We start from the raw sequence: 26,289 nt of genomic DNA, 5'->3' as shown, positions 1-26,289 counted from the left end.
ACAATGACCGTAAAACTTCCTATTTATCTGGATTATTCAGCCACCACGCCAGTAGACCCGCGTGTAGCAGAGAAAATGATTCCCTATCTGACTGAATTCTTCGGCAACCCCGCTTCAAACAGCCACAGTTTCGGCTGGCAGGCAGAAGAAGCAGTAGAAAATGCCCGGAATGAAATTGCTGCATTAATTGGTGCTGATTCTAAAGAAATTATTTTTACGTCCGGTGCCACTGAATCGGATAATCTGGCACTGAAAGGAGCCGCTCAGTTCAACGCCAGTAAAGGCAAACATCTGATTACGGTCAGAACTGAACACAAAGCTGTACTGGATACGATGCGTGAGCTGGAACGTGAAGGTTTTGAGGTCACTTATCTCGGCGTAAAAGAAAACGGTCTAATTGATTTGGATGAACTGAAAGCAGCAATCCGCCCAGATACAACTGTTGTAAGTGTAATGTGGGTGAATAATGAAATCGGCGTGATTCAGGATATTGCCGCTATCGGAGCAATCTGCAACGAAAAAGGCGTAATTTTTCATGTTGACGCCGCGCAGGCTACCGGCAAAGTACATATTGATGTAAAAGCCAATCAAATTGGCTTGCTCAGTATGTCGGCTCACAAAACCTATGGTCCTAAAGGGATTGGTGCTTTATATGTACGGCGCAAACCGCGTGTACGTCTGAATGCACAGATGCATGGTGGTGGTCATGAGCGTGGTTTCCGCTCTGGCACGCTGGCTACTCATCAGATTGTTGGTATGGGTGAAGCATTCCGTCTGGCACGTTTGGAAATGGATAAAGATAATGCGCATGCTAAAGCTCTGCGTGACCGTTTTCTTAATGCCATCAAAGATGTTGAGGAAGTGTATATTAATGGCGACCTTGAACATCGTGTTTACCAGAATCTGAATATCAGCTTTAATTTTGTGGAAGGTGAAAGCCTGATTATGGCGGTGAAGGATATTGCGGTATCCAGCGGTTCTGCTTGTACTTCAGCAAGTCTGGAACCGAGCTACGTGCTGCGCGCTCTTGGCCGTAATGATGAATTGGCGCATAGTTCGCTGCGTATTACTTTTGGGCGCTTTACTACTGAAGAAGAAGTGGATTACGCTGCCGAACTGATAAAATCCAAAATCGGTAAATTACGCGAGTTGTCACCGTTGTGGGAAATGCATCAAGAAGGTATTGATTTAAGTAGTGTGGAGTGGGCAGCTCATTAATCTGCGTGCAATAGTAACCTTCGGTTTCTGCTTTAGTAATCCCGTACAAGGCAACATTCCCTCTAAACCGAGGGCTATTTGATGTGCAGAATAGGATTTTGCCTCTCAGCATAATAATTGTTAAAGGAACATATCATGGCCTACAGCGATAAAGTCATTGATCATTATGAAAATCCACGCAATGTTGGTTCGTTTGAAAAGGGTGACCAAAGCGTGGGCACTGGCATGGTGGGTGCACCGGCCTGTGGCGATGTAATGAAGTTGCAAATCAAGGTAAGCGATAACGGTATCATCGAAGACGCTAAATTTAAAACTTATGGTTGTGGCTCGGCTATCGCCTCTTCCAGCCTAATTACAGAATGGGTAAAGGGCAAAAGTTTGGATGAGGCGCTGGCCATTAAAAACAGTGCCATCGCAGAAGAACTGGCATTGCCGCCAGTGAAAATCCACTGCTCAATTTTGGCCGAAGATGCCATCAAGGCTGCTGTAGCAGATTATCGAAAAAAACATAACGAGTGATATGACAATGTTAAGCAGTACCGCAAACAATGATGAATCCACTACGGAAAAAAATGATAATCAGCAGGTTAATGCAGTACGCCTAAACAATATCAGAATGTGTTCCAATCAATTTTGTCTTGAATGTAACGAACCCATTTCACCCGAACGCCAGTTTCAATATCCTGGCACGCGTTTTTGTAGTAATTGTGAGGAAAAAATCGCCGTTAAACGCTCTTTTCTCTCTTCCTATAAACGCCGTTTTAACCGTAACCGTAATCAAACCTGAATGACTAACGCTTATTCAGGTCTCAGTTCTGACAGGAGAGAATATGATTTCTCTGACTGAAAAAGCCGCCCAGCACATCAGTAATTATTTGACCAAACGTGGTAAAGGCGAAGGTATTCGCCTAGGAGTCAAGAATAGCGGTTGTTCAGGCATGGCCTATACACTGGAATTTGTCGACCAAATCCAGCCAGAAGATTTAATTTTTGAGCAACATGGTGTCAAAGTTTTTGTTGACCCCAAAAGCCATGTCTATCTAGATGGTACCGAACTAGATTTTGTTAAAGAAGGTTTGCAGGAAGGATTTAAGTTTGCCAATCCCAATGCAAAAGATGAGTGTGGTTGTGGCGAAAGTTTTCACGTATAAGCACGAAATATTGCTACCAATAGCGATACACCTACTACCTTGTATCGCATCACAACGAGACATTGACTGCAGAAAAAGCAGATTAACAATCACAAAATTTGTTTTATTACCCTGATGTGACTTCTGCTTCTATCCTGTTATCACCACAAGGTGAAATACATGAACCAATACTTTGCTTTGTTTCAGCTACCCGAACAATTTAACATTGATATTAAAAAGCTCGAACAGAATTATCATTTACTGGCTGCACAGTGTCATCCTGACAAATTTGCAGCCAGCAACAGCTTTGAGCAGAAGCAAGCTATGATGATGGCAGCCACGGTAAATGAAGCTTATCGTATTCTATGCAATCCCTTAGACCGTGCGGCCTATCTGTTACAACAGAAAGGCATAGATGCAGATGCACCGGAACACACTCATTTTCCAGCCGAATTTCTGATACAGCAAATGCAGTGGCGCGAAATATTGGAAGATGCACGTGCTGAGGCGGATACAGCTACTCTACATGAATTGGCGACAACCATTCAGCAGGAACAAAACCATTTATATCAAAAGCTTGATGCAGCTTTTGCGCAGAATCAGGCTGATAAGGCAGCTGAACTGGTGCGTCAGGGGCGTTTTTTATACAAATTAAATGCCGAAATAAAGGCAGCATTGCTCTGACACCGTTAACTTCAGCGTCAGAAATATGATTTAAAATAAGTTTAAATCATAAAAGTAACATCTAAAATCAGGACTTAGTTCAAATTATGGCTTTATTGCAAATTGCCGAACCCGGCCTTTCTGCCGCCCCGCATGAACACCGACGTGCCGTGGGAATCGATTTAGGCACCACCAACAGTCTAGTGGCCACTGTACGCAGCGGTCATGCAGAATGTTTAGCCGACGAACAAGGGCGAATTACCCTGCCTTCAGTAGTCCGTTATCAGCAGAATTGTGCTCCAGAAGTAGGTACAGATGCATTAAAAGCCCAGCGCATTGATCCTTCCAATACCATTAGTTCGGCCAAACGCCTTATTGGCCGGAGTCTGGACGACATTAAAAATCAGCCTGAAACCCATTATCTGCCCTATCGTTTCACCGATGAAGACCGCATTATCAGTATTCAGACCCGCGCCGGTAATAAAACACCGATAGAAGTTTCTGCGGACATTTTACGCGTGCTGAAAACACGGGCAGAAAATAGTTTGGGTGGCGAACTGGCTGGCGCTGTAATTACCGTACCAGCATATTTCGATGATGCCCAGCGGCAGGCCACCAAGGACGCAGCGCACCTAGCCGGCTTGCACGTTTTACGTTTACTTAATGAACCTACTGCCGCTGCCATTGCCTATGGGCTGGATAATGCCGCCGAAGGAACGTTTATTGTTTACGACCTTGGCGGAGGTACATTTGATGTTTCCGTTCTAACATTAAGCCGTGGCTTATTTGAAGTAAAAGCCACCAATGGCAACAGTGCTTTAGGTGGGGATGACTTTGACCAGCGCCTTTTTTGTTGGTTATTAGAACAAAACAAATTGTCTCAGCTTAATGCACAGGACAGCGCCCTACTGCAATCACTTTCGCGCGCAGCTAAAGAATCTTTAACCACTGAACAATCCACCACCATAGCTGCTACGCTTTCCAATGGTCAACAAATAGTCACTGACATTAGCCGAGATACGTTCCATCAGCTTACACAACCACTGGTAGCCAAAACACTGGAGCCGGTTAAACAGGCCATGCGTGATGCGAATATCAGCAAAAACGATATAAAAGGCGTTATTATGGTTGGCGGTGCCACTCGAATGCTGCATGTACAGCATGCTGTAGCTACCTTTTTTGGCCAAACGCCACTGAATAATCTCAATCCCGATGAAGTAGTTGCGCTTGGTGCAGCCATGCAGGCCAATGTACTGGCCGGAAATAAAAACGATGATGAATGGCTGCTTCTGGACGTTACTCCCCTCTCATTGGGGCTGGAAACATATGGCGGTTTGGTTGAAAAAATCATTCCGCGCAACAGCACCTTGCCTACCGCTCGCGCCCAAGATTTCACTACATTTAAAGACGGCCAGACCGCAATGATGATTCATGTAGTACAGGGAGAACGTGAATTGGTTTCGGATTGCCGCAGTCTCGCCCAATTTACTCTGCGCGGTATCCCGCCAATGGCTGCCGGTGCTGCACGCATTCGGGTGACCTTTCAGGTAGATGCCGATGGCCTGTTATCTGTTTCCGCAAGAGAACAAACTACCGGCGTACAGGCTCATATTGAAGTTAAGCCCTCATACGGATTGGATGACACCGTTATTACTCAGATGCTAAAAGACAGCTTTACCCATGCACAGACTGATGCGCAGCAACGCGCCCGTGCGGAAGCAATAGTAGAAGCTGAAAGCATTATTGGCGCAGTCAGCAGCGCCCTAAATCTTGATGCTGATTTACTCAGTGCTGCCGAACAGCAAATCATCGACACAGCCTTGGCACAAATCAGACACCAGATGGAAATTGGCAATGCACAGGACATCCGCGATGGCATACAAAAGCTTAGCCATGCCACAGATGAGTTTGCTGCCAGACGCATGAACCGTAATATACAGCGTGCATTACAAGGTAAAAACGTTAGCGATATATAGAATTCAACCACAGACAGCTAAAAACTATCTGTACTTACACAGGAGATAAAACAATGTTAAAACTATATTACCTACCAGGTGCATGTTCATTTGTCCCCCACGTAGCTCTACAATGGAGTGGACTGGATTATGTAGCAGAAGCAGTAAGTCGCGATAAAATAAAATCTGCAGAATATCGGGCTCTGAATCCGCAAGGTCAGGTACCTTTACTTGTAGATGGAAACTGGGCACTAAGTCAGAATATAGCTATTATTGATTATATTAATGATTTAGCACCCGATAAAGGTATCTATGGCGCTGCATCAGCTACTGACCCTAAAATACGTGCCAAGGCTCGGCAATGGCTGGCTTTTGCCAATAGTGACCTGCATACAAAATTCAAGCCTCTATTCGGGGCAGCCAGAATGGTTGATGGTGAAGCTGCTCAGAACAGTCTTATTGCTTATGCTAGTAGTGATGTTGAAAACACATTTGCATCGTTAGATAAAATGCTGGCTCAGCAAGATTATTTAACAGGTAATAGCATCAGTATTGCCGATGTTTACATTTTCATTGAAATGCAATGGGCTCAGAGATGTAAAATTGATCTTAGCAAATATCAGCATTTGACTTCTTTTGCTCAGCGGGTAAGCGCTGACAATGGTGTCAACACAGTGCTGAAAGCACAAGGCTTGATATAATACTCACTCCGGCGTGGCTGGTAGCAAGTATAGACACCAGCCACGCCTTGCATCATTTAGAATGACGGAACTACCATGCCCAAAATTACTGTACTGCCTCACCCACAACTTTGTCCTGAAGGAAAAATATTAGACAATATTCCGTCCGGCACCTCAATTTGTGATGCATTACTTGAGCATGATATTGAAATTGAACACGCCTGCGAGCAATCCTGCGCCTGCACCACCTGCCACGTGCTTGTGCGTCAGGGCTACGACAGCCTACCTGAACCAAGCGAACAGGAAGAAGATTTACTCGATCAGGCATGGGGGCTCGAAGCCGATTCACGTCTGAGCTGTCAGGCACGTTTGGCAGATAGCGATGTAACCATTGAAATCCCCAAATACACTATTAACCATGCACGTGAAGAACACTGATATCAGAGCACAGCTCAAAATTACCGCTTGCCATCACTTTTTTTCACTAATTCTTAACAATTAATACAGAATCACATCATGAAATGGACTGATATACATCAGATTGCCGAAGAACTGGCAGACCGTCACGAAGACATCGATCCTACCACCATCCGCTTTACTCGATTGCGTGAACTAGTATTGGCCTTACCAGACTTTGATGACCAGCCAGAGCATTGCGGTGAGCGCGTACTTGAAGCCATTCAGCAAGCATGGATAGATGAAACTGACTGAGCAGAAAAGCATACCAGCAATCAAACCATATCTATCATGACATATTAAGCAACAAACTCAACTGATAACAGCCAGAACACCATAGCCCCCCCCCCTTAAGGGCAAATGTTCTGGCTAAAAATAAATTATCCAAATATCTAAGCTTTTTCTGTATTACGCCGTTGCAAACGCCAGCTACAAAACTGCCAGCAGCGGTTGAACACATGGCGATACACAAAAATCGCACACAGCAGGCAGCCACCGGCAGAACCAGCACAAATCAGAAACATGGTCAGTAACTGAAAACGAATGGCCTGATCAGGTGAAGCACCGGCCAGAATTTGTCCGGTAATCATTCCCGGCAGACTCACCAGCCCTACTACACTCAACTGATTAATCGTCGGCAACATCCCAGCGACAACGGCAGATCGTGCCGTATCCCGATAAGCTTCCCAGCCACTGGCACCCATGGACAATAAAACTTCTACCCTAGCCTGCTGCTGGCGTAAGTCCTGTGTTAACCGGTCAAGACATAAAGCCACAGCAGTTAAACAATTACCAAGCACCATACCCAAAATCGGAATGACATACTGCGGCGAATACCATGGATGGATATGAAGCACCGCATACAGTCCTACTGCAGCACTTAACCAAGAAGCCAACCACACTGAAGACAGTGCATCACGAGTCAGACCACGATAAACATAGCTACCACGAGAGCGCGCCGAAAATCCGGCTATTAAGGTCATCACAGCAATAATCAGCAGTACCCAATACCATTGATTAGCCGCAAAAATCCATTTAAGCAACAAGCCTACAATGGATAACTGCACCACAGCACGCACAGCAGATATCAAAATCCGTTTCGTTAACCCTAGCTTTAGCCATAATGATACACCGGCACTCACCAAAATCAGCAAAGAAGCCAGAGCCAGCTCAGCAACACTAATATAATTAGTTCCTTGCATTATTGCCTCCCATTCTTTACCGAATGCTTGATGTGCGTTATTCGTCCGGCATCAAAATACCAGATTTCATCACCCACTTCGCTAACTTGTTGCTCACTATGCGAAACCCACATATAGGCAGCCTGCGGATTTGCATGTTGCCACTGATTAACCAGTTTCTGTACCGTGCGTGCAGAATCCTCATCCAGAGAAGCTGTGGGTTCGTCCAGCAACAATACCGGAGGATTCAACTGTAAAATACGCAGCAAACAAACCAATTGCGCTTCACCACCCGATAAATCGGTACCGTCACGCTCCAGAAAATGCTCATCCTTACCCATATTCTGCAAAACCTGAAGCACATGTTCCGGCTGAAACGTCAAATGCTGATAATGATGCAAAGTATAAGGTAACTGCAAATTATCACGCACCGTACCCGGAATCAATACCGCCTGCTGACGCACATAAGCAATCTGGCTACGGTGCCGTGCAATACTATGTGCATTCAAATTCACAGGCTGATTCTGACAATACAACGTACCAGCAGCAGGTAAATCTAGCAAAGAAATTGTACGTAAAAAAACCGATTTTCCTGCTCCGGATGCACCGCTGATTGCCACACGTGCCCCAGCTCTGAGCTGAAAATCGATATCCTGTAATAACATTCTGCCATCATCATGGGCGCGCTGACACACACCCTCACCAGATAAAATTGGCGTATTCATGACGAACCACGCAGTTCTTTCGGCAGCACAAACATAATATTTTCCTCCACACCCTCACCTTCGGTAACTGTTGGATATCCCCAGGAAACAATCGTCTGTACAACATCATTAACCAGTACCTCCGGTGCTGACGCACCGGCAGTAACACCTACACGGCGCTTGCCGGAAAACCACTCAGTCTGCAGACAGCTGGCATTATCTACCATATAAGCATCAACACCCAGCAAAGCTGCCACTTCGCGTAAACGATTACTATTCGAACTGTTAGGAGACCCTACCACAATTACCACATCACAAGTAGCGGCTAACTTCTTTACCGCCTCCTGACGATTGGTGGTTGCATAACAAATATCCTCTTTATGCGGACTTTTAATGTGAGGAAAACGCTGTTTCAACGCAGCAATAATACCGCTGGTTTCATCTACCGATAGCGTTGTCTGGCTCACATGCGCCAGCTTTTCTTCATTGCGGACCTGTAAACCTGCCACATCAGCAACTGTTTCCACCAGCAGCATTGCCCCCGGCGGCAGTTGCCCCATCGTACCTTCTACTTCCGGATGACCCTTATGCCCGATCATCACAATCTGATATCCCTGCTCATCAAGACGAGATACCTGTCTGTGGACTTTCGTTACCAAAGGGCAAGTAGCATCAAAAATACGGAAACCACGCGCCACCGCTTCTTGCTGTACCGCCTGAGATACCCCATGTGCCGAATAAATCAACGTGGCATCAGCTGGCACATCATCCAGACTCTCAATAAACACTGCGCCCTTGTTACGCAGATTATCAACAACAAACTTATTATGTACCACTTCATGGCGCACATAAATCGGTGCACCATATTCTTCCAAAGCCCGTTCTACAATACTGATGGCTCGGTCAACACCAGCACAAAATCCTCGCGGATTAGCCAGTAAAATCTTTTTGTCGCTCATTCAACTTCCCGTTAGCTGGCTGATTTCACCAAAATTAAACCAATCAAGCTGCCTTTTTCTTCTGATGAAAAATACTTTCCAGCACCAGCAAAACCGCACCGACACAAATCAGGCTATCCGCAACATTAAACGCCGGATAAAACCAATTATGGTAGTAAAACAACAGAAAATCAACCACATGACCATGTACCAATCGATCAGCAACATTACCAGCCGCACCACCAATAATCAACGCAGCAGCCACTTTACCTATTGTTCCGAATTCATCGCGGATAATCCCACGCAGGAGGTAAATACAAATTACCAGCGCCAGTCCCATAAAGAAAAACTTCTGCCATCCACCCGCATCGGCAAGGAAACTAAATGCCGCGCCTGGATTATAAGCCAGCGTCAAATCAAAAAAACCCGGTATTACCGCAATTCGTTCCAGATAATGAACATTTTGCAATATCAGATATTTCGTTAACTGGTCTGCCAAAAGACCCAGTACGATAATGGCACCATATAAAAACAGTTTTTTACGTTGCATAACCATCCTTAAAACCAGAACAGGCGTGACCGACTAAATCTGCCACACCTGAATCATTCAAATCAAGCCTAAAAAAACGACAACATTACAGCCGTTACCTAGTCTCAGGCATACAAACGCTTTTCACCGGCACCATCGACATTTTGCACACAGCGACCACAAATAGTCGGGTGCTGAGGGTCGGAGCCCACATCATCAGTATAATGCCAGCAACGCTCACATTTTGTACCCTGATCCACCGATACAGTGGCAGATAGCTCTTCTCCAGCTTCTACGGTAACTTTCGCCACCATCAATACAAAACGTAATTCATCACCCAGCGCGGCCACATAAGGCAGCAAATCTGCTGGCACCTTAATCGCCACATCAGCCTGTAAAGAAGACCCTACACTCTTATCCGCACGCAACGATTCAATAGCCACATTCACCGTATCACGCACTGCTCGGATCGCCTGCCATTTCAGTGTTAAGCTATCTACATCAGCTAAAGGCGGGAATTCATGCCCCGTATGGTACAGTACACTATCTTCTTCATCACCACTCAATACTGCCCAAGCCTCCTCAGCAGTAAAGCAAAGAATTGGGCTCAATAAAAGCACCAGATTACGCGTAATATGATACAAAGCAGTTTGCGCACTACGTCGGCCATGGCTGCCAGCCTGCATTGTATATAAACGGTCTTTCAGAATATCCAGATAAAACGCACCCATATCTTCTGAACAGAAATGGACAATATCCTGTACCGCAAAATGGAACGCATAACGGGCAAAATAATCATCAGCCACACGCTGCTGCAATTGCTGTGCCAAAACCAGTGCATAACGGTCTAGCTCCAGCATCTCATCCACTGGCACCGCATCTGTAGCCGGATTGAAATCACTCAAATTCGCTAAAAGGAAACGTAGCGTATTCCGCAGACGCCGGTAGCTTTCTGACACTCGTTTTAAAATTTCATCTGAAATTGCCAGCTCACCGGAATAATCAGTAGAAGCCACCCACAAGCGCAGAATATCTGCACCCAGACTATCATTTACCTTCTGTGGTGATACCACATTACCCACAGATTTAGACATTTTCTGCCCGTTGCCATCCACCACAAAACCATGTGTCAGCAACTGTTTATACGGCGCACTGCCAACTGTAGCACAGGCAGTTAGCAGCGAAGACTGAAACCAGCCGCGATGCTGATCAGAGCCCTCCAGATACAAATCTGCAGGCCATGCCAGCTCAGGGCGCTGACGCAGTACTGCGTAATGCGTACTGCCCGAATCAAACCAAACATCCAGCGTATCTGGCAATTTATCATACTCATCCGCATCTGCGCCCAAAAGCTCATGCTTATCCAGCGCAAACCACGCCTCAATACCATGCTGCTCAATCCGCTTAGCCACCTCTTCCAGCAATTCAGCCGAACGTGGATGGAGCTGACCAGTTTCCTTATGGGCAAAAAAGGCCATTGGCGTGCCCCAGTAACGCTGGCGAGATACCACCCAGTCTGGACGACCTTCAATCATTGCCTCCAGACGCGCGCGTCCCCATGCCGGAAAAAACTCAGTCACCTCTACAGCATCCATCGCCTTATCACGCAAAGTCTTGCCATCCGTACCTTCTTTATCCATACCAATAAACCACTGGCCAGTAGCACGGTAAATCAAAGGCGTTTTATGGCGCCAGCAATGCGCATAACTATGAGTAATTTTTCCATTCGACAGTAATCTGCCCTCTTCGGCCACCCAATCAATCACCACCGGATTACCTTCCCAGACCGTCATCCCTGCCAATCTGGGCACATCACTGATATATCGTCCCTCAGCATTCACTGGGTTATATAACTGAATACCATACCGCAAGCAGGCAAAATAATCGTCCAGACCATGTGCAGGTGCCGTATGTACCAGACCTGTACCGGCCTCAGTAGTCACATGCTCACCCAGTAAAACCGGAATATCTCGATCCAGAAATGGATGATTCAAATGCAGTTTCTCCAGTTGTCGTCCTACAACTTCAGCCAGTACCGCAGTATCATCCACATCGAAACCAAAACGTTCCAAAGCTGCTTCAGCTAGCTCTTTAGCCAACACCAGCTTACCTTTTGGCGTATCAAACAACTGATAAACAACGTCCGGCCCCACACAAATTGCCTGACTGGCCGGCAAAGTCCACGGCGTAGTTGTCCAGATCACCGCATAGGCTTCGCCTAAAATCTCATTCAGACCAAACACAGCAGCCAGCGCCGCGTTATCCTTAAACTGATACGCCACATCAATCGCAAAAGAAACCTTATCTTTATATTCAACTTCAGCTTCTGCCAGCGAAGAACCACAATCCAAACAGAACTGCACTGGTTTCTCACCCCGATACAAATAGCCGCCTTGCTGAATCTTTCCCAGTGTACGGACAATATCCGCCTCAGTCTGATAATCCATCGTCAGATATGGATGCTCCCAATCGCCCAGCACCCCCAGACGCATAAAATCCTGTTTCTGGCGCGCAATCTGCTCCCGCGCATATTCACGGCACAGCTCACGGAATTTAGCAGCCGGAATATTCTTACCGTGCTTCTTTTCTACCATCAGCTCAATCGGCAAACCATGACAATCCCAGCCCGGCACATATGGCGCATCAAAACCAGCCAGCGTCTTACTGCGGATAATAATATCCTTCAATACCTTATTCACTGCATGGCCGATATGAATATCACCGTTCGCATACGGTGGGCCATCATGCAGAATAAATTTCGGTCGTCCAGCAGCCAGCTTACGCAGCTTCTGATAACGTTTCTGTTCATACCATGATTTCAGCCAGCCACCTTCACGCTTGGCTAGATTACCGCGCATTGGAAACGGCGTGTCCAACAAATTTACAGTTTTGCTATAGTCAGTCATGACTTTCTCTTTAAAATATATCCGTTAATTCAATAATCTAAAAATCAGTATTATTTTACGGCCACCCGAACGCCACTTAGCAATTCAGGCAGCCTGCCATATTCGTGCCGCATCCATATCAGCAAAAATCTGAGCCTGCAACGCTGCCAAAGAATCAAACTTCAGCTCATCACGCAACTTATGCAGAAAATGTATCCCTAAGCGCTGACCATACAAATTGGCAGCACAATCAAAAATATGTACTTCAAGCTTCTGCTGGCTACCCGTAGAAACCGTCGGATTTTTACCAAAACTGGCCACACCACGTTTACGTCCGAAAGCACCTGTTACATCCACCACAAAAACCCCATTCAGCGCATAATGCAAAGCCGGCAGATGCACATTTGCCGTTGGGCAGCCCAATTCGCGACCCAGCTTGGCGCCATGTTTCACTCGACCACTGAGCACATACTCATGTCCCAGCAGCAACTGCGCATAAGCTAGGTTACCAGCAGCCAGCGCCATACGAACTGCCGTACTTGAGGCACGTACATCTTCAACCACAACAGATGGCGTTCTCTCTGTTACAAAAGCCTCCTGAGCCTGCAATAAAGCAAAATCACCGCTGCGATGGGCTCCAAAACGAAAATCATCACCCACCAGCAAATAGCGTGCTGATAACTTTTCAATCAGCATCTGCCGGATAAAATCCATCGGCTGCATCAATGCAAACTGCTGATTAAACCGCAGCACATACACCGCATCCACACAACCACTTTCAGCAAGCAAATTCAGCTTATCCCGCAGCGGCGACAACCGGTAAGGCAAAGACTTACCTGCCTGCTGCGCAAAAAACTCCTGAGGTTGCGGTTCAAATATCATCACCACCGAAGCAAGCCCGCGTTTATCAGCTTCCTGACGCAAGCGCAGCAAAATATGGCGATGTCCACAGTGCACACCATCAAAATTACCGATTGTTACTGCCGTACCACCAGACCAATCCGGCCGCAGCCCGCTCCCCAACCAAACTTGCATACAATTCTTGAACGAATCAAATAATAAAACACACCATTGTAAACACTTCAGCTCACCTTAGCCAGCGTAATTAAACAGCATTTTCCACCCTCTGCAGCCAACAAATCCGCTTTATACTCAACGGCAAACAAAATTTGATACAGTTACAACAGCATTTCTTGCTAAAATAGCGCCCACATAACGCCAAGGCTTAGCCCAGCCGGCAGCAATACCCCAAAAACCACCATTAGGTAACACAATGGCCTTTCGTTTCGACATCATCTACGAATACCGTGAAATGTTTTATTACGGTGCGCTCACCACATTAGGCGTCACTCTGATTTCCACATTTATGGGCACCTTACTCGGCCTGATATTCGCCCTCACGCGTATTATCCGCCTCGAAAAGGGCGGCCTGCCCATACGCGCACTGGTATGGACACTGCGGCAAATTTCGCTGCTGTATGTCACCATATTTCGCGGTACACCGCTATTTGTTCAAATTTTCATCTGGTATTTCGTCTGGTTTCCACTGCTCATCAACCCAACTGATGGCCTGATTATCAGTGGAGATCTTGCCGTAGAACTCCGGCGCAGTTATGGCGCACTGATTGCCGGCACACTAGCCTTGTCAGTCAACTCCGGCGCCTACATCACCGAAATCTTCCGCGCTGGCATTCAGTCTATCGACCGCGGCCAATTTGAAGCCTCCCGCTCACTAGGACTCAGCTATACACAAGCCATGCGCTACGTTATCCTGCCACAGGCCATCCGGCGTATGCTGCCACCCATTGGGAATGAATTCATTACTCTTCTTAAAGACAGCTCACTGCTTTCAGCCATCGCTGTGGCCGAACTAGCCTTTGCCGCCCGCGCCGCAGCCGGACGTTACCTTAACTATGAAACCCCACTCTACACCATCGCCATAATTTATTTGATCATGACCATAGCATTGAGTTGGTTCTTTTCATGGCTTGAAAAAAGATACAATAAAGGTTATCAGCATTAATTCATAATTCACGCAAAAGATATCAAATATAACAATCATACAGAGCGGTTGAAATATATATACCGCTCTATTTTTTTATCCGCTAAAAAATGTTAAAAAACCATACCAAATAAATAGCCTGATCTAAATACATTTATTTTCTCATCTTTAATTAAGTAGCCCACCCAAACATGTGAAATACAAATAAAAAATAGGCACAGGCAAAATTTGTCATTCCGACTAATATTGATGCATATCGACACTCTAGATGGGGAATCTACATTTACCCTTGTCCATGAAAACCCAGACTAGATTGCTGAACAGGGCAAATGTATGAATGATTTTAAAGTTGGAGCAGCAACTAAAGTTTACACTGCATGGGGCTTCGGCCATTGCGCCCCTTGCTAGCAATCTTAAAAATTAATGTAAATATCAAACTGAATCGCCAATTTTTGGCGTGGCATGGGCACTAATGGTAGCATGACTAAATACATGATCGTCTCTGCCAGCCGTTCACTGATGCAAATTTATAAATTACACTTCAAAGAAGTGGCTAGACTCACCGATGCCGCCTTAACTCCATGTCATGCCATTAAACGTTCATCAAACAAGATTACACCATCTGCTTTTGTATTTGTCATCGGTATTGTTGGCTTAGGACATATGGCAGTCCAAATTCTAAAAAATGTTTATTCTGCCACCATTATTGCCGATGATAAGCTTGAATTAGCCAAAAAATACGGTGCCGATTACGTCGTGCGTACTAATAAAGATATTGATACCGTTGCCAAAGAAATAACCCAAATTACTGATTCAAAAAATGTGCCGTTATTCTCGACTTCGTCGGTTACAATCCAACATTGGCCTTAGGGGCCAAAACTGTTGGTTTGGGTGGAGACTGGACAGTAGTTGGACTTGGTGGTGGACAATTAAACCGACATAGCGCCAATCAAGCATGGGGTACATCACTACACACCCCATTTTACGGTTCCCACATAGTAATTTTGACAAATTAGCCAACAGCCTTGATAGGAATTGGTTTAATAATTTTTAAATCAATCCAGAATCTTAACTACGACTTTAGAATTGAAGAATAAAAATAACCAGAATAAAATTTCGGGGCTTTTTTTCTATTCAACAAGATTTCTATCAATATCTCCTGTTAAATAAAATTCATTAAATGCTTTTCTGACTTTCGTAAAATCTTCGGTTATGGTTCGATTATCCCACAAATCACCGTATAAACTTACCAAACCCCGAGTTCGATTATTGTCCCAAAAAGTTCTTACTTCATCATCTTCATCATCTTCATTTCCAGCTAATGGAGCCCTTTTCGAAAACAAGACTAGATATTTTCCATTATCTGCGTAAAGCTTCAATTCGTAAGGAGTCGTACCTTTCACATCATTTTGTATCAGATAAAGTACGCCCTCACTTGAGGCAAATAAATCCAGAGCATTATTTATATCTTCTAGTGTTGGGTTACGATTTACAATTCCATCATTATTTTTATATAGATCACCAACTATTCTTCCATTAAATTTAAATTCTGTTTTCATTTTGGAGTCTCCGTTCTTTCCATTTTACTCATACCAGGTTTCCATTTATAAAATATATCTGCTTCTGTAGTCTCAGCTTTGATATTTAATGAATTCAATTTTGATGCTTTAGCCATTGAAACAATATCATGTCTGCAATAGTACACACCTCCTCCCCTTAACTCCCATATATGCATTAGCTCCTTCGGTTACAACCTTATCAGCAGCCTGCTGTAGTGCTCCTATTTCTGCATGTGTATTCTTCATATCACCATTTGATTTTGGATTTTTGGATTTTGCTACTTTCTTAGCTATTTCTTGTGTATCAACATTTTATTAAATAAACTCGTTTTTTTTAATTTACCTTTTTACTAAAATCAAATAATCTCTTGTATTAAATTAATAGTAATTTTGACAAATTAGTCAACAGCCTTGATAGGAATTGGTTTAACAATTTTTAAATCAATCCAGAATCTTAATTACGGCTTTAGAATTGAATTGAAGAATAAAAAAACCCCGAATAAAATTTCGGGGCTTTTTTTCTATTCAACAAGATTTCTATCAATATCTCCTGTTAAATAAAATTCATTAAATGCTTTTCTGACTTTCGTAAAATCTTCGGTTATGGTTCGATTATCCCATAAATCACCGTATACACTTACCAAACCCCGAGTTCGATTACTGTCCCAAAAAGTTCTTACTTCATCATCTTCATCATCTTCATTATCTTCATCATCTTCATTTCCAGCTAATGGAAGCCTTTTTGAAAACATGACTAGATATTTTCCTTTATCTGCGTAAAGCGTCAATTCGTAAGGCGTTGTACCTTTCACATAATCCTGTATCAAATAAAGTACGCCTTCGCTTGAAGCAAATAAATCTAGAGCATTATTTATATCTTCTAATGTTGGATTACCACTACAACTTACATTACCAAAAAGAGTTCCATTAAATTTGAATTCTGTTTTCATTTTGAAATCTTCTTTCTATTCATTTTACGCTCACCAGCTATTTATTCATAAAATATATCATCTAAGGTTCAAAGTAGTCTGGTTTGCAGAATCAAGTTTAAAATTCCCAAACGAATCAGCAATACCTCTCCATATCAGCAGCCCCCTCAAATTTACTGCCAGTTGGGGGATACACATAAATCGTTAATCAGGTAGTTAATTTCATTATTATATAAAGTCTGGCTATTATTCAAACTAACCTGCCATAATGGGCTCGTGCTCCAATCGCTATCCGGTATTTTGTACTAAGTGGTTTTGCCATCTACGGTTTTGCTGATGCGCCGGCCAAACAGGTCGTATGTTAGCTGGCTAATTATCCGCTGTCGTTGCTGACTTTACTCAGGTTCTCGGGGGCGTTGTAGTCAAAGTTCTAACTTTAAATTAAAAATAATCCCGCAATATAATAAATTGCGGGATTATCATATTTAGATTTTATCTAAAATATACATATCTGTAGCTTGTAAACCTTCCCTTTTTAACAATTTGAAATTGACATTTAATTTCAAGTAATGAATTAAACCAAAAATATTAGTATTTACAATTATTTCAACCTTGTGTATTAATAATTAATAGTTATAACTAGATTCAGTAAGATAATTTTTAAAATCAAAAAGCATATTAGTAGTCTAGTTATACATCCTTCCAAACTGAGTTTATCTCCCGTTTTTATTCCATTATCGTTTAGATGAATCATTTTAAGTCTTTATTAACAAATATTTATTAAAATAAAAAATATAGGCTGTAATCACTCAGCGTTAATAGAATATTAAATACATTTTAGATAATTATAAATCTTCATTATTATCATGTAATTTATTCTTCAATGAGAATATTTTTATATTTATCTTTAATATTTAAAATAGCTTCTAAACAAATAATTTTTCCATTAATTGAACCACTTTCTAGACAAATTTCATAACCGCTTTTCTTTTTTATTTTAAAATTCATATTATCTTTAAAAGGGTATTTAATCAAAATATTATCTAATTTTTTAATACAAATAGATGAAATATAGCATCCTTCTAAACCTTCATCTTCATCAATATCATTATTAAAAATATGCAAAAGTTTAATATCTTTACATATAATATTACCCATTACTTCGCCTTGATGGTATACACTTACTAGTTCTAATGATAAATCATTACCATGATTTAAAATTTTTGTAAATCCTAATCCTAAATCACAAATCTTTTTCATATTTATCTCCCAAATTTATTTTACAAAATGCCTAGTTGAATGCGATTCATTTTCTAATTTATTTCCCCACTAATCTTGCCTTTCATTTTATTAGACCTGCTGTTGCCAAATTTTTTTGTTCTTATTATTTCACCAGTCTTAGGTGTTATCCAACCCTTTGTAAATGTTTTTGAAACTTTATTAGATATAAAAACAGCGTAAGAAAACGCTGTTTTTTGAAATGAAATTTCATTTTATATTATGTTTAATTTAGTTTTATTTGCTAAAATTTCAATTTGTTTTTTAAGAATAAATTTGTTTTTTTTAACAAAAAATTGATGTGTTAAATCATATCCAGTGATTGTAAAACAACCTAATAATGGATAAATAAATATATACAATCTTTTTTCTTTAAGAACATTATCCAATAAATACATATAATTATTAAACGATTTAATTCTTATTGGTTTATTATCAATTATAGCAATAACATTTGCTTTTGAAATTTTAAACAAATATGTATATATAAATATAAATTTATTTTCAATTTTATTAAATAACATTTTTTTTCTTACACTTTTTTTTGCATCATTATAAGAAACTAGATCAGCATTAATGTATTCATTTTCTGTTAAAAAATGATCAAAAATAGAAATACAAAAAATATAATATTTTTTTTCTAATAAATTTAAATTACTTAAATCTAATTTAATCAATTTGTATATTAAATTTCTCATTCTCTTATATATTTTCCTTCTTTACTTAATGTACCTATTCTATCACCTTTTTTGTTAAATAACTTCCAGTAACTACCTCCATGTCCTCTTACTCCTGCTCTGTCTTTAGAAATTTTCCAGCCAGTTTTAGGATCTTGATAATCTCCACCCTTAAGTCTTTTATTAAATCGGCTTGAGTCAACTTGATCTCCTTTTTTTAATTTCTTTTTATAATTATTATCTTGATCATCAGGATCAGGTGAACCTCCTACCGTATTCTTACTATTTGCATCACTTATTTCAATATCTTTAGTTTCACAGTCCTTTTATCCTGACTTTTATTATCATTAAGCATTGGTATTGTGGGTAATCCTGTAAGCCAACCTACCATCCCCCATTTCAACGCTTCGCTTGCCAGTCTGTTGCAAGTAGGATTCAACACACAAAATCGTATCCCATTTATTGCAACCCTTATTCCAGCAACAATTAATGGAACAGCTACAGGAGCAATCTCCTCAGTCGGATCACTGTATACCAGCGGATTTCCACCTACATATCCATACGTGTTTATCCCTCCAGCCAACCCTATCGGGTCATTCTGAATATATCTCCCCGTCTTCGCGTCATAATCCCTGAAGTAGTTATACGATAGTCCAGTCTCTTCGTCGTAATACTGTCCCGGAAACCTCAGGTTCATGGTGATTTGGTTATTTGCATCCAGTTCGCTGTTGCCAAATGCATCACTGGTAATCTTCCTGCTCTGTTCTCCTGCACTGTTTATTGCTAGTTGTGGAGTGCCCAGATGGTCTGTTATTAGGTAGTGATAGCTGGCATTTTTTAGGGTTTGGCCTTCATTTAGATTGGCCTGTCACAATTGGCTGGTGCCCCAATCGCTGTCCGGTATCCAGCTATACGCTACTTGCATCCGTCCTGTTTGATCCAGGTCGGCTATCAGCCCTGCGCTGCTGTAGATGTAGTAGGTGGTTTTGCCATTTACGGTTTTGCTGATGCGCCGGCCAAACAGGTCGTATGGTAACTAGCTATTTTTCTGCTGTCGTTGCTGACTTTACTTAGTCTCTCGGCCGCGTTGTAGCTAAAGTATTTACATTGAATTAAATATTCAAAAAATATCCCGCAATAAAATAAATGGCGGGATAATTAAATTCAATTTTTAACTAATATATACATGTATTTAAGCTATTCTTACTATTTTCTTTTTAATAATTTAAAATTAGAATTTGGTTCAGAATAATGAATTAAACCGGCAACATCAGTATCTACCATTATTCCAGTTTTACATGTATCTATCCAAGATTCATAATCAAATTCAGGAAGATAATCTTTTGAATCAAAAGAGCATAATACTAAACCTGTCATTCCTCCTTCTAAACTAAGTTTATCTCCTGCCCTTATTTCATCACCATTCGGATAATTCATTTTAATTCCTTAATTAATAAATTATTATTAAAATTAAAAAAGTTAGCAATAATCTAAATGTTTTCAATATTAATATAGCTATTTATTATTACAAAATTTTCAAATAGTTTATTTATTTTTAAATATTTAAACATAAAATTTAAAAAACATGTAGTTATAAATACTAAAAAATTAGCTAGCGGTAGATAATCAAAAGTATATAATCTAGATTATATCGGTATAATCGATTCATTCACAATTTTAAAAGTTGACCACACGGTTCTGTCAGGATCTTTAAGTACTGTTTCTACTTGATCCTCATTTTTTCCTTTAGTTATTGTATATGAAAAAGTAAGATAAGTATCTCCATTAATATTCCATTTTTTTTCAGCACTATCTATGTCTGAGATAAACAATTGATCATTGGTTCGAATATTTTTAAGTTTACTCAGCTCTAGCGAAAAAAATAATTTATTTTCAAATACGACAATTGTGAAATCATCGTGCACTTTCCCATTTTTAGCATATCTTGTATCATAGTATGAAATAAGTAATACAAAAATTTTTATAAACAAAAAAAATATTAAAAAATTTATTATAGATAAATTTTAAAAAAATCCTAGTCTATAATCTAGGATTTTTTTAACATAATTATTTTAAATTAATAATTTTTATAAAAATTTATCATTTCACGAAGTAATAAAGGTAAATCGGCACCATCCTTTCTAAAATAATCATCTTTTAATTGGCCTCCCGATAAAACCACAGTATAAAAATTTTTCTTATCCCTCTCACCATCAAATTTGATTACTATTGTGCAACCTTCTTGTGCAATTGATTCAACTTGATCTAAATAAGTGATCATATTAACTCTATATACCATTTTTTAAAGCTCCAGATATTTCTTCAATACTTCTCAACCTTCCAGTAGCAGAATTATTAATTACATTTCTAATTTGAGATTTACTAATATTAATATTATTTCTTTTTGCAAGTTGCTCTACAACAGTTTGAGCCGTTCTTTTATTTGCATTATTAAATAAATGTCTACCAGCAATATCTCTAATAACCACGGCACTCTTATCATAAAATCCTGTTCTATACGACATATTTGCTAAAACCGTATCAACTTCTCCTGTAACCGTATTTGAACCACCATGAATTTTATTTATCAATTTTATTTCATCAGCACTAATACCAATAAAAGAATCTGAGTTTTTTCATCATCAGGATCTTCAGGTGGAGGTACTGCTCCCATAATATAGTAACATTATTGGGATCATTTATACTAACTGTATTACTATCGCATGATTTTGTATTATTTTTATTATCTTCTCTGTTTCCCGTTAATGTAGGCAAAACATCTGTGCCTTTAATTCTTTCACGTATATTTTGATATAAACCAGACCAAGAATCAGTGACATTTTTTTTACATACTGGTGACACTACACATGCACTTAAAATAGTGGCTCCTATTAATACTGGAACTATTACTTGAGCAAACTCCCCAGTCGGATCACTGTATACCAGCGGATTTCCACCTACATACCCATACGTGTTTACTCCTCCTGCTAACCCTATCGGGTCACTCTGGATATATCTCCCCGTCTTCGCGTCATAATCCCTGAAGTAGTTATACGATAGTCCGGTCTCTTCGTCGTAATACTGTCCCGGAAACCTCAGGTTCATGGTGATTTGGTTATTTGCATCCAGTTCGCTGTTGCCAAACGCATCACTGGTAATCTTCCAGCTCTGTTCTCCTGCACTGTTTATTGCTAGTTGTGGGGTGCCAAGATGGTCTGTTATTAGGTAGTGATAGCTGGCATTTTTTAGGGTTTGGCCTTCATTTAGATTGGCCTGCCATAAGGGCCTGATGCCCCAATCGCTGTCTGGTGCCCAACCGTACGCTACTTGCATCCGTCCTGTTTGATCCAGTTTGGCTATTAGTCCTTCGCTGCTGTAGATGTAGTAGGTAGTTTTGCCATTTACGGTTTTGCTGATGCGCCGGCCAAATGGGTCGTATTGGTAGCTGGCTATTTCTCCGTTGTCGTTGCTGACTTTACTTAGTCTATCTGCAGCGTTATAGCTATAGCTGAGTTTTTTATTGGCGTTTTCTTCTGTCGCTAGCTGCCCGTTGATGGTGTAGCTGAGGCTGGTTTGTTGTTTGCCTTCTCCCCATTTGATGAGTTGGTTGAGGTCGTTGTACTGCCACTCACCTGGTTGTTGGGCGCTACCGGTGCGGTTGTCTATGGCATCGTAGCTGTACGATTCTGCTCGTTGCGCTTGGCTTTCTTGTTTCGGTTTGACTTGGATTAACAAATCAATTATTAATTATTTAAGATTGAGAATTAATAATTGGATTAAACATTTAAAATAAATTAATTATATCAGATCAATATAAATTAATTTTCCAAATCATCACCTTGATATAAAAACCAAGCTCGTTTACATTTTTCATAATCAGCTGGACTTTCCGCATCATTAAAACAATATTCTAAAAACATTTTTTTACTAATTCTTCTACTACAACGAATACAACTATAAACAAAATCAGGTGTACCAGCAAACATATGATATAAACCCCATTCATGCCTGTAATATACAAAATCAACATTTTCATTAGTTATAATTGTATGACAATATGAATAATTTAAATCACTAGAATTAATATTACTACTATTATTATTAAATTGTAATATTTCTTCCAATCCATCGTCATAGAATAAGTATTGATAATAACTATTAGACCCTAACCTATGAATTGCATCAGAAAGCCACTCAGCCTCTATTGAATATAGATAGCCTGCACAAGGCATAGCTACCCATCCTTTATCATTTATAAATTGCTTAGAAATTCCTTTATCTGAATTTAGTAAGTATTCAGAAAAATTAGCTTTATTCTCAAATAATGCTTTTCTTGAAATTAAATTACTCATTATTAGCCCCATTATTTATTTACTTACGCTTAATTAAAAATTATATATATAAATCCTTGCCAAAAGGCAAGGATTAAATACTAAATAAAGCTAAATTAATTTATTGATATAAATCCCATATATATTTGCATTCTCGAAATTCTTTGGAATCTTTCATAAATTGATGATAGTACTCGTTATAAATTTCTTTACAATTTTGCTCACTACATTGAATGCAGCTATAAACAAAATCATAAGTTCCAGCAAATATATGATATAAATTATCTAAATTTTTATAATACATAAAATCAATATTTTTATTAGTTAGAATAACTCGTTTATCCAAAAAACCGTATTCGCTATCATAAATATTTTCTTGATTATTAATAATTTCTAAATATTCTATTTTATCATTATTTTCGATAATATATTGTTCATATGTAGTAAATCCAAATCTATGAATGGCATCAGACAACCATTCAGACTCAATAATTTCAAGATTTTCAGGAATAATCATTGCTACCCAATTATTTTTATAAATAAAATCTTTTGAAATCACGCAGTGAGTATTTAAAATACTTTGTATAAATTCAATTTTATCTCTATACAAAGATGTATTTTGATCACAAATGTTCATCACATATCCTTGTTAATATCTAATTTTTGTTACTCGTTTACCTTTAATAGGTCTTATTTCCATTGTGGGTCTGCCACTAGAGCTATTAGGACGTATTACTACTATTCTGCCATCCTTAAGCTGACCATGTAAAACAACATTTTCTCTACCTACATTTTTAACATTACTTGGATTTAAATTATTAAAATCCTTTTGCGTTTGCTCCCATCCAGATTTATTACGTATATATTGTGTACTGTGTCCTTTTGTTTTTGGCCCAGGAGTAGAATCATTAATAATATCCTTTAGAACTTTATCTTGTTCATTCTCATTATCTGGATCAGGAGGAGGAGCTGCTCCATTAGTACTTATATTATTAAGGTCGTTTATATTAACTGTATTACTATCGCATGATTTTGTATTATTTTTATCATCTTCTTTGTGCTCCGATAATGTAGGCAAAACATCTGTGCCTTTAATTCTTTCACGTATATTTTGATATAAACCAGACCAAGAATCAGTCACAAATTTTTTACATGCTGGTGACACTACACATGCACTTATAATAGTGGCTCCTATTAATACTGGCACTATTACTTGAGCCAACTCCCCAGTTGGGTCACTATATACCAGCGGATTTCCACCTACATACCCATACGTGTTTATTCCCCCAGCTAACCCTATCGGGTCATTCTGAATATATCTCCCCGTCTTCGCGTCGTAATCCCTGAAATAGTTATACGATAGTCCAGTCTCTTCATCGTAATACTGTCCCGGAAACCTCAGGTTCATGGTGATTTGGTTATTTGCATCCAGTTCGCTGTTGCCAAATGCATCACTGGTAATCTTCCAGCTCTGTTCTCCTGTACTGTTTATTGCTAGTTGTGGGGTGCCCAGATGGTCTGTTATCAGGTAGTGATAGCTGGCATTTTTTAGGGTTTGGCCTTCGTTTAGATTCGCCTGCCACAGTGGGCTGGTGCCCCAGTCGCTATCTGGTGCCCAACCGTACGCTACTTGCATCCGTCCTGTCTGATTCAGTTCAGCTATTAGCCCTTCGCTGCTGTAGATATAGTAGGTAGTTTTGCCATTTACGGTTTTGCTGATGCGCCGGCCAAATGGGTCGTACTGGTAGCTGGCTATTTCTCCTTAAATATTCGTTTTAATTTATATAGTTCAGAATTTATACATTTGCAAATAATAATATATTAAAAAAAAGCTTTAACTATTTAATCTTAGTTAAAGCCCAAATATATTTTACCGCTAATTTACTTATCCATAGCTTTATAGTTAATTGCAAATAAAATATAGTACATTTTTATTAAACCATATCATAAAAAAAATTGTCTAATGCTTCTTGTTCAGTATTAAACCATTTTAAATATGAAAAGCTAAATTCTTCTCTAACTAATTCGTAATAATTTTTTTTTTGGCTTACACAATCCTTCTCGAAATCAGCATCATCGTATAAATAATCTATTGATATTACAGCAAACTTATTATCTTTCAATCTTTCTAACAAGTTAGCTTTACATATATTATTACAATCATTATTACATTGATTTATTAATATACTGCTTTCTTTATATAAATTTAGTCCCATTGTCGAACCCATTTTCCCTTCTTTACTCTCATATTGGTATTAGCTCTGAAATTTTTGAAACTAGTATGTATTTCTCCATTTGATTTTGTAATCACAACTCTATCCCCTAAACATGTACAGTATAACCTACCTCACTATCTTTATATTTTTTACATTCTCTTATAACTCTATTCCTATCACCCACTTGCCTATGTTTATCAGTAGCTGCTTGCTCTCCTACCATCCCCCATTTCAACGCTTCGCTTGCCAGTCTGTTTCAAGTAAAATTTAACGCACAAAATCGTATCCCATTTATTGCTACCCTTATTACAGCAACAATTAATGGAACAGCTATAGGAGCAATCTCCCCAGTCGGGTCACTGTATAAAAGCGGATTTCCACCTACATATCCATACGTGTTTACTCCTCCTGCTAACCCTATTGGGTCATTCTGAATATACCTTCCCGTCTTCGCGTCATAATCCCTGAAGTAGTTATACGATAGTCCAGTCTCTTCGTAGTAATACTGTCCCAGAAACCTCAGGTTCATTGTGATTTGGTTATTTACATCCAGTTCGCTGTTGCCAAATGCATCACTGGTAATCTTCCAGCTCTGTTCTCCTGCACTGTTTATTGCTTGTTGCATGGTGCCCAGATGGTCTGTTATTAGGTAGTAATAACTGGCGTTTTTCAAGGTTTGGCCTTCACTTAGGTTAGCTTACCACAGTGGGCTAATACACTTTAAAAATGTATATAAATATACTTGAGTAATATATGTTAATTTTTAATTGTAATCATATTTTTAAAAATATTATTATAAAGAAAAATTTTTTTACATAACAAAATAATTTTAGATAGTTATACACATCATTTTAATTTAATAATTTCTACATAAAAATATAGTATGAATAATAAAAATTTACTAACTAATTAAGTTTATTGACCTAGTTAAAGATTTATAATTAGTTAGTCTTTATCA

At 39.9% G+C, this 26,289-nt stretch carries 31 protein-coding genes; 11 read left to right on the top strand and 20 right to left on the bottom strand.

Annotated features, from left to right (window positions below):
- Positions 1-3: 3 nt before the first annotated feature.
- The 9 genes from ABU615_RS09030 to iscX all read left to right on the top strand — a co-directional run bounded on the left by ABU615_RS09030 (position 4) and on the right by iscX (position 6,357).
- On the top strand, positions 4-1,218 hold the full coding sequence (locus ABU615_RS09030; RefSeq protein ID WP_100139741.1) for an IscS subfamily cysteine desulfurase: 1,215 nt from the start codon (positions 4-6) through the stop codon (positions 1,216-1,218).
- A 135-nt stretch (positions 1,219-1,353) separates the two neighbouring features.
- Complete coding sequence (gene iscU, locus ABU615_RS09025) at positions 1,354-1,737, top strand: Fe-S cluster assembly scaffold IscU (RefSeq protein WP_025330175.1); 384 nt, start codon at positions 1,354-1,356, stop codon at positions 1,735-1,737.
- 7 nt (positions 1,738-1,744) lie between these two features.
- On the top strand, positions 1,745-2,005 hold the full coding sequence (locus tag ABU615_RS09020; RefSeq protein WP_267391371.1) for a TraR/DksA C4-type zinc finger protein: 261 nt from the start codon (positions 1,745-1,747) through the stop codon (positions 2,003-2,005).
- Between the two features lie 43 nt (positions 2,006-2,048).
- Positions 2,049-2,369, top strand: coding sequence for an iron-sulfur cluster assembly protein IscA (iscA, locus tag ABU615_RS09015; protein WP_100139739.1), 321 nt, complete (start codon positions 2,049-2,051; stop codon positions 2,367-2,369).
- 159 nt (positions 2,370-2,528) lie between these two features.
- Positions 2,529-3,032: a Fe-S protein assembly co-chaperone HscB gene (gene hscB, locus ABU615_RS09010; RefSeq protein WP_370388871.1), complete on the top strand. Its 504-nt coding sequence runs from the start codon at positions 2,529-2,531 to the stop codon at positions 3,030-3,032.
- Positions 3,033-3,118: 86 nt separating this feature from the next.
- On the top strand, positions 3,119-4,987 hold the full coding sequence (hscA, locus tag ABU615_RS09005) for a Fe-S protein assembly chaperone HscA (protein ID WP_370388870.1): 1,869 nt from the start codon (positions 3,119-3,121) through the stop codon (positions 4,985-4,987).
- 53 nt (positions 4,988-5,040) lie between these two features.
- A complete protein-coding gene (locus ABU615_RS09000) occupies positions 5,041-5,667 on the top strand; it encodes a glutathione S-transferase family protein (RefSeq protein WP_267391374.1) in 627 nt (208 codons plus the stop codon).
- 75 nt (positions 5,668-5,742) lie between these two features.
- Complete coding sequence (gene fdx / locus ABU615_RS08995; RefSeq protein WP_100139735.1) at positions 5,743-6,084, top strand: ISC system 2Fe-2S type ferredoxin; 342 nt, start codon at positions 5,743-5,745, stop codon at positions 6,082-6,084.
- A gap of 78 nt (positions 6,085-6,162) precedes the next feature.
- On the top strand, positions 6,163-6,357 hold the full coding sequence (iscX, locus tag ABU615_RS08990; protein WP_100152239.1) for a Fe-S cluster assembly protein IscX: 195 nt from the start codon (positions 6,163-6,165) through the stop codon (positions 6,355-6,357).
- A 137-nt stretch (positions 6,358-6,494) separates the two neighbouring features.
- Here iscX and fetB read toward each other — a convergent pair whose 3' ends face one another.
- The 6 genes from fetB to ribF form a co-directional block, all read right to left on the bottom strand.
- Positions 6,495-7,304 carry an iron export ABC transporter permease subunit FetB gene (gene fetB, locus ABU615_RS08985; protein ID WP_100139733.1) on the bottom strand — a complete coding sequence of 270 codons (810 nt, stop codon included), beginning with the start codon at positions 7,302-7,304 and terminating at the stop codon, positions 6,495-6,497.
- Positions 7,304-8,008 carry an ATP-binding cassette domain-containing protein gene (locus tag ABU615_RS08980; protein WP_370388869.1) on the bottom strand — a complete coding sequence of 235 codons (705 nt, stop codon included), beginning with the start codon at positions 8,006-8,008 and terminating at the stop codon, positions 7,304-7,306. The genes fetB and ABU615_RS08980 overlap by 1 nt, the downstream gene beginning before the upstream one ends.
- On the bottom strand, positions 8,005-8,946 hold the full coding sequence (ispH, locus tag ABU615_RS08975) for a 4-hydroxy-3-methylbut-2-enyl diphosphate reductase (protein WP_367489295.1): 942 nt from the start codon (positions 8,944-8,946) through the stop codon (positions 8,005-8,007). The genes ABU615_RS08980 and ispH overlap by 4 nt, the downstream gene beginning before the upstream one ends.
- A gap of 43 nt (positions 8,947-8,989) precedes the next feature.
- Positions 8,990-9,475, bottom strand: coding sequence for a signal peptidase II (lspA, locus tag ABU615_RS08970; protein WP_367489298.1), 486 nt, complete (start codon positions 9,473-9,475; stop codon positions 8,990-8,992).
- Between the two features lie 104 nt (positions 9,476-9,579).
- A complete protein-coding gene (gene ileS, locus ABU615_RS08965) occupies positions 9,580-12,360 on the bottom strand; it encodes an isoleucine--tRNA ligase (RefSeq protein ID WP_370388868.1) in 2,781 nt (926 codons plus the stop codon).
- A gap of 84 nt (positions 12,361-12,444) precedes the next feature.
- Positions 12,445-13,374 carry a bifunctional riboflavin kinase/FAD synthetase gene (gene ribF / locus ABU615_RS08960; protein ID WP_370388867.1) on the bottom strand — a complete coding sequence of 310 codons (930 nt, stop codon included), beginning with the start codon at positions 13,372-13,374 and terminating at the stop codon, positions 12,445-12,447.
- 238 nt (positions 13,375-13,612) lie between these two features.
- Between ribF and ABU615_RS08955 the strand changes: the two genes are divergently transcribed.
- Entirely contained in the window at positions 13,613-14,362 is a 750-nt protein-coding gene (locus ABU615_RS08955; protein WP_100156280.1) for an amino acid ABC transporter permease, read from the top strand.
- A 441-nt stretch (positions 14,363-14,803) separates the two neighbouring features.
- Positions 14,804-15,211 carry a zinc-binding dehydrogenase gene (locus ABU615_RS08950; RefSeq protein ID WP_370388866.1) on the top strand — a complete coding sequence of 136 codons (408 nt, stop codon included), beginning with the start codon at positions 14,804-14,806 and terminating at the stop codon, positions 15,209-15,211.
- Between the two features lie 260 nt (positions 15,212-15,471).
- Here ABU615_RS08950 and ABU615_RS08945 read toward each other — a convergent pair whose 3' ends face one another.
- The 14 genes from ABU615_RS08945 to ABU615_RS08880 form a co-directional block, all read right to left on the bottom strand.
- The gene (locus ABU615_RS08945) at positions 15,472-15,900 is read right to left on the bottom strand and encodes a hypothetical protein (RefSeq protein WP_267408255.1); all 429 of its coding nucleotides are present in this window, start codon (positions 15,898-15,900) and stop codon (positions 15,472-15,474) included.
- A gap of 521 nt (positions 15,901-16,421) precedes the next feature.
- On the bottom strand, positions 16,422-16,850 hold the full coding sequence (locus ABU615_RS08940; RefSeq protein ID WP_367489306.1) for a hypothetical protein: 429 nt from the start codon (positions 16,848-16,850) through the stop codon (positions 16,422-16,424).
- An 852-nt stretch (positions 16,851-17,702) separates the two neighbouring features.
- Entirely contained in the window at positions 17,703-18,089 is a 387-nt protein-coding gene (locus tag ABU615_RS08935) for a hypothetical protein (protein WP_267408258.1), read from the bottom strand.
- Positions 18,090-18,322: 233 nt separating this feature from the next.
- Positions 18,323-18,805, bottom strand: coding sequence for a hypothetical protein (locus ABU615_RS08930; RefSeq protein ID WP_370388865.1), 483 nt, complete (start codon positions 18,803-18,805; stop codon positions 18,323-18,325).
- Between the two features lie 274 nt (positions 18,806-19,079).
- A complete protein-coding gene (locus tag ABU615_RS08925; RefSeq protein WP_370389359.1) occupies positions 19,080-19,535 on the bottom strand; it encodes an RHS repeat-associated core domain-containing protein in 456 nt (151 codons plus the stop codon).
- A gap of 455 nt (positions 19,536-19,990) precedes the next feature.
- Positions 19,991-20,221, bottom strand: a complete 231-nt coding sequence (locus ABU615_RS08920) for a hypothetical protein (RefSeq protein WP_367489320.1) — start codon at positions 20,219-20,221, stop codon at positions 19,991-19,993.
- A 640-nt stretch (positions 20,222-20,861) separates the two neighbouring features.
- On the bottom strand, positions 20,862-21,065 hold the full coding sequence (locus ABU615_RS08915) for a hypothetical protein (RefSeq protein ID WP_144340461.1): 204 nt from the start codon (positions 21,063-21,065) through the stop codon (positions 20,862-20,864).
- A 7-nt stretch (positions 21,066-21,072) separates the two neighbouring features.
- Entirely contained in the window at positions 21,073-21,375 is a 303-nt protein-coding gene (locus ABU615_RS08910; RefSeq protein WP_367489326.1) for a hypothetical protein, read from the bottom strand.
- A gap of 16 nt (positions 21,376-21,391) precedes the next feature.
- On the bottom strand, positions 21,392-22,519 hold the full coding sequence (locus ABU615_RS08905; RefSeq protein ID WP_370388864.1) for an RHS repeat domain-containing protein: 1,128 nt from the start codon (positions 22,517-22,519) through the stop codon (positions 21,392-21,394).
- A gap of 83 nt (positions 22,520-22,602) precedes the next feature.
- Positions 22,603-23,136 carry a hypothetical protein gene (locus ABU615_RS08900; protein WP_100156270.1) on the bottom strand — a complete coding sequence of 178 codons (534 nt, stop codon included), beginning with the start codon at positions 23,134-23,136 and terminating at the stop codon, positions 22,603-22,605.
- A gap of 100 nt (positions 23,137-23,236) precedes the next feature.
- Positions 23,237-23,752 (bottom strand): hypothetical protein, encoded by a 516-nt coding sequence (locus tag ABU615_RS08895; RefSeq protein WP_100156269.1) that lies wholly within the window; start codon positions 23,750-23,752, stop codon positions 23,237-23,239.
- 12 nt (positions 23,753-23,764) lie between these two features.
- Positions 23,765-24,751 (bottom strand): RHS repeat domain-containing protein, encoded by a 987-nt coding sequence (locus ABU615_RS08890; protein WP_370388863.1) that lies wholly within the window; start codon positions 24,749-24,751, stop codon positions 23,765-23,767.
- 298 nt (positions 24,752-25,049) lie between these two features.
- The gene (locus ABU615_RS08885; protein WP_370388862.1) at positions 25,050-25,343 is read right to left on the bottom strand and encodes a hypothetical protein; all 294 of its coding nucleotides are present in this window, start codon (positions 25,341-25,343) and stop codon (positions 25,050-25,052) included.
- A gap of 244 nt (positions 25,344-25,587) precedes the next feature.
- Entirely contained in the window at positions 25,588-26,004 is a 417-nt protein-coding gene (locus tag ABU615_RS08880; protein ID WP_367489341.1) for an RHS repeat-associated core domain-containing protein, read from the bottom strand.
- Positions 26,005-26,289 lie beyond the last annotated feature (285 nt).

It is taken from the genome of Snodgrassella alvi (assembly GCF_040741455.2).
Classification (GTDB): domain Bacteria; phylum Pseudomonadota; class Gammaproteobacteria; order Burkholderiales; family Neisseriaceae; genus Snodgrassella; species Snodgrassella alvi_E.
This window is presented reverse-complemented; position numbering and strand designations above follow the sequence as displayed.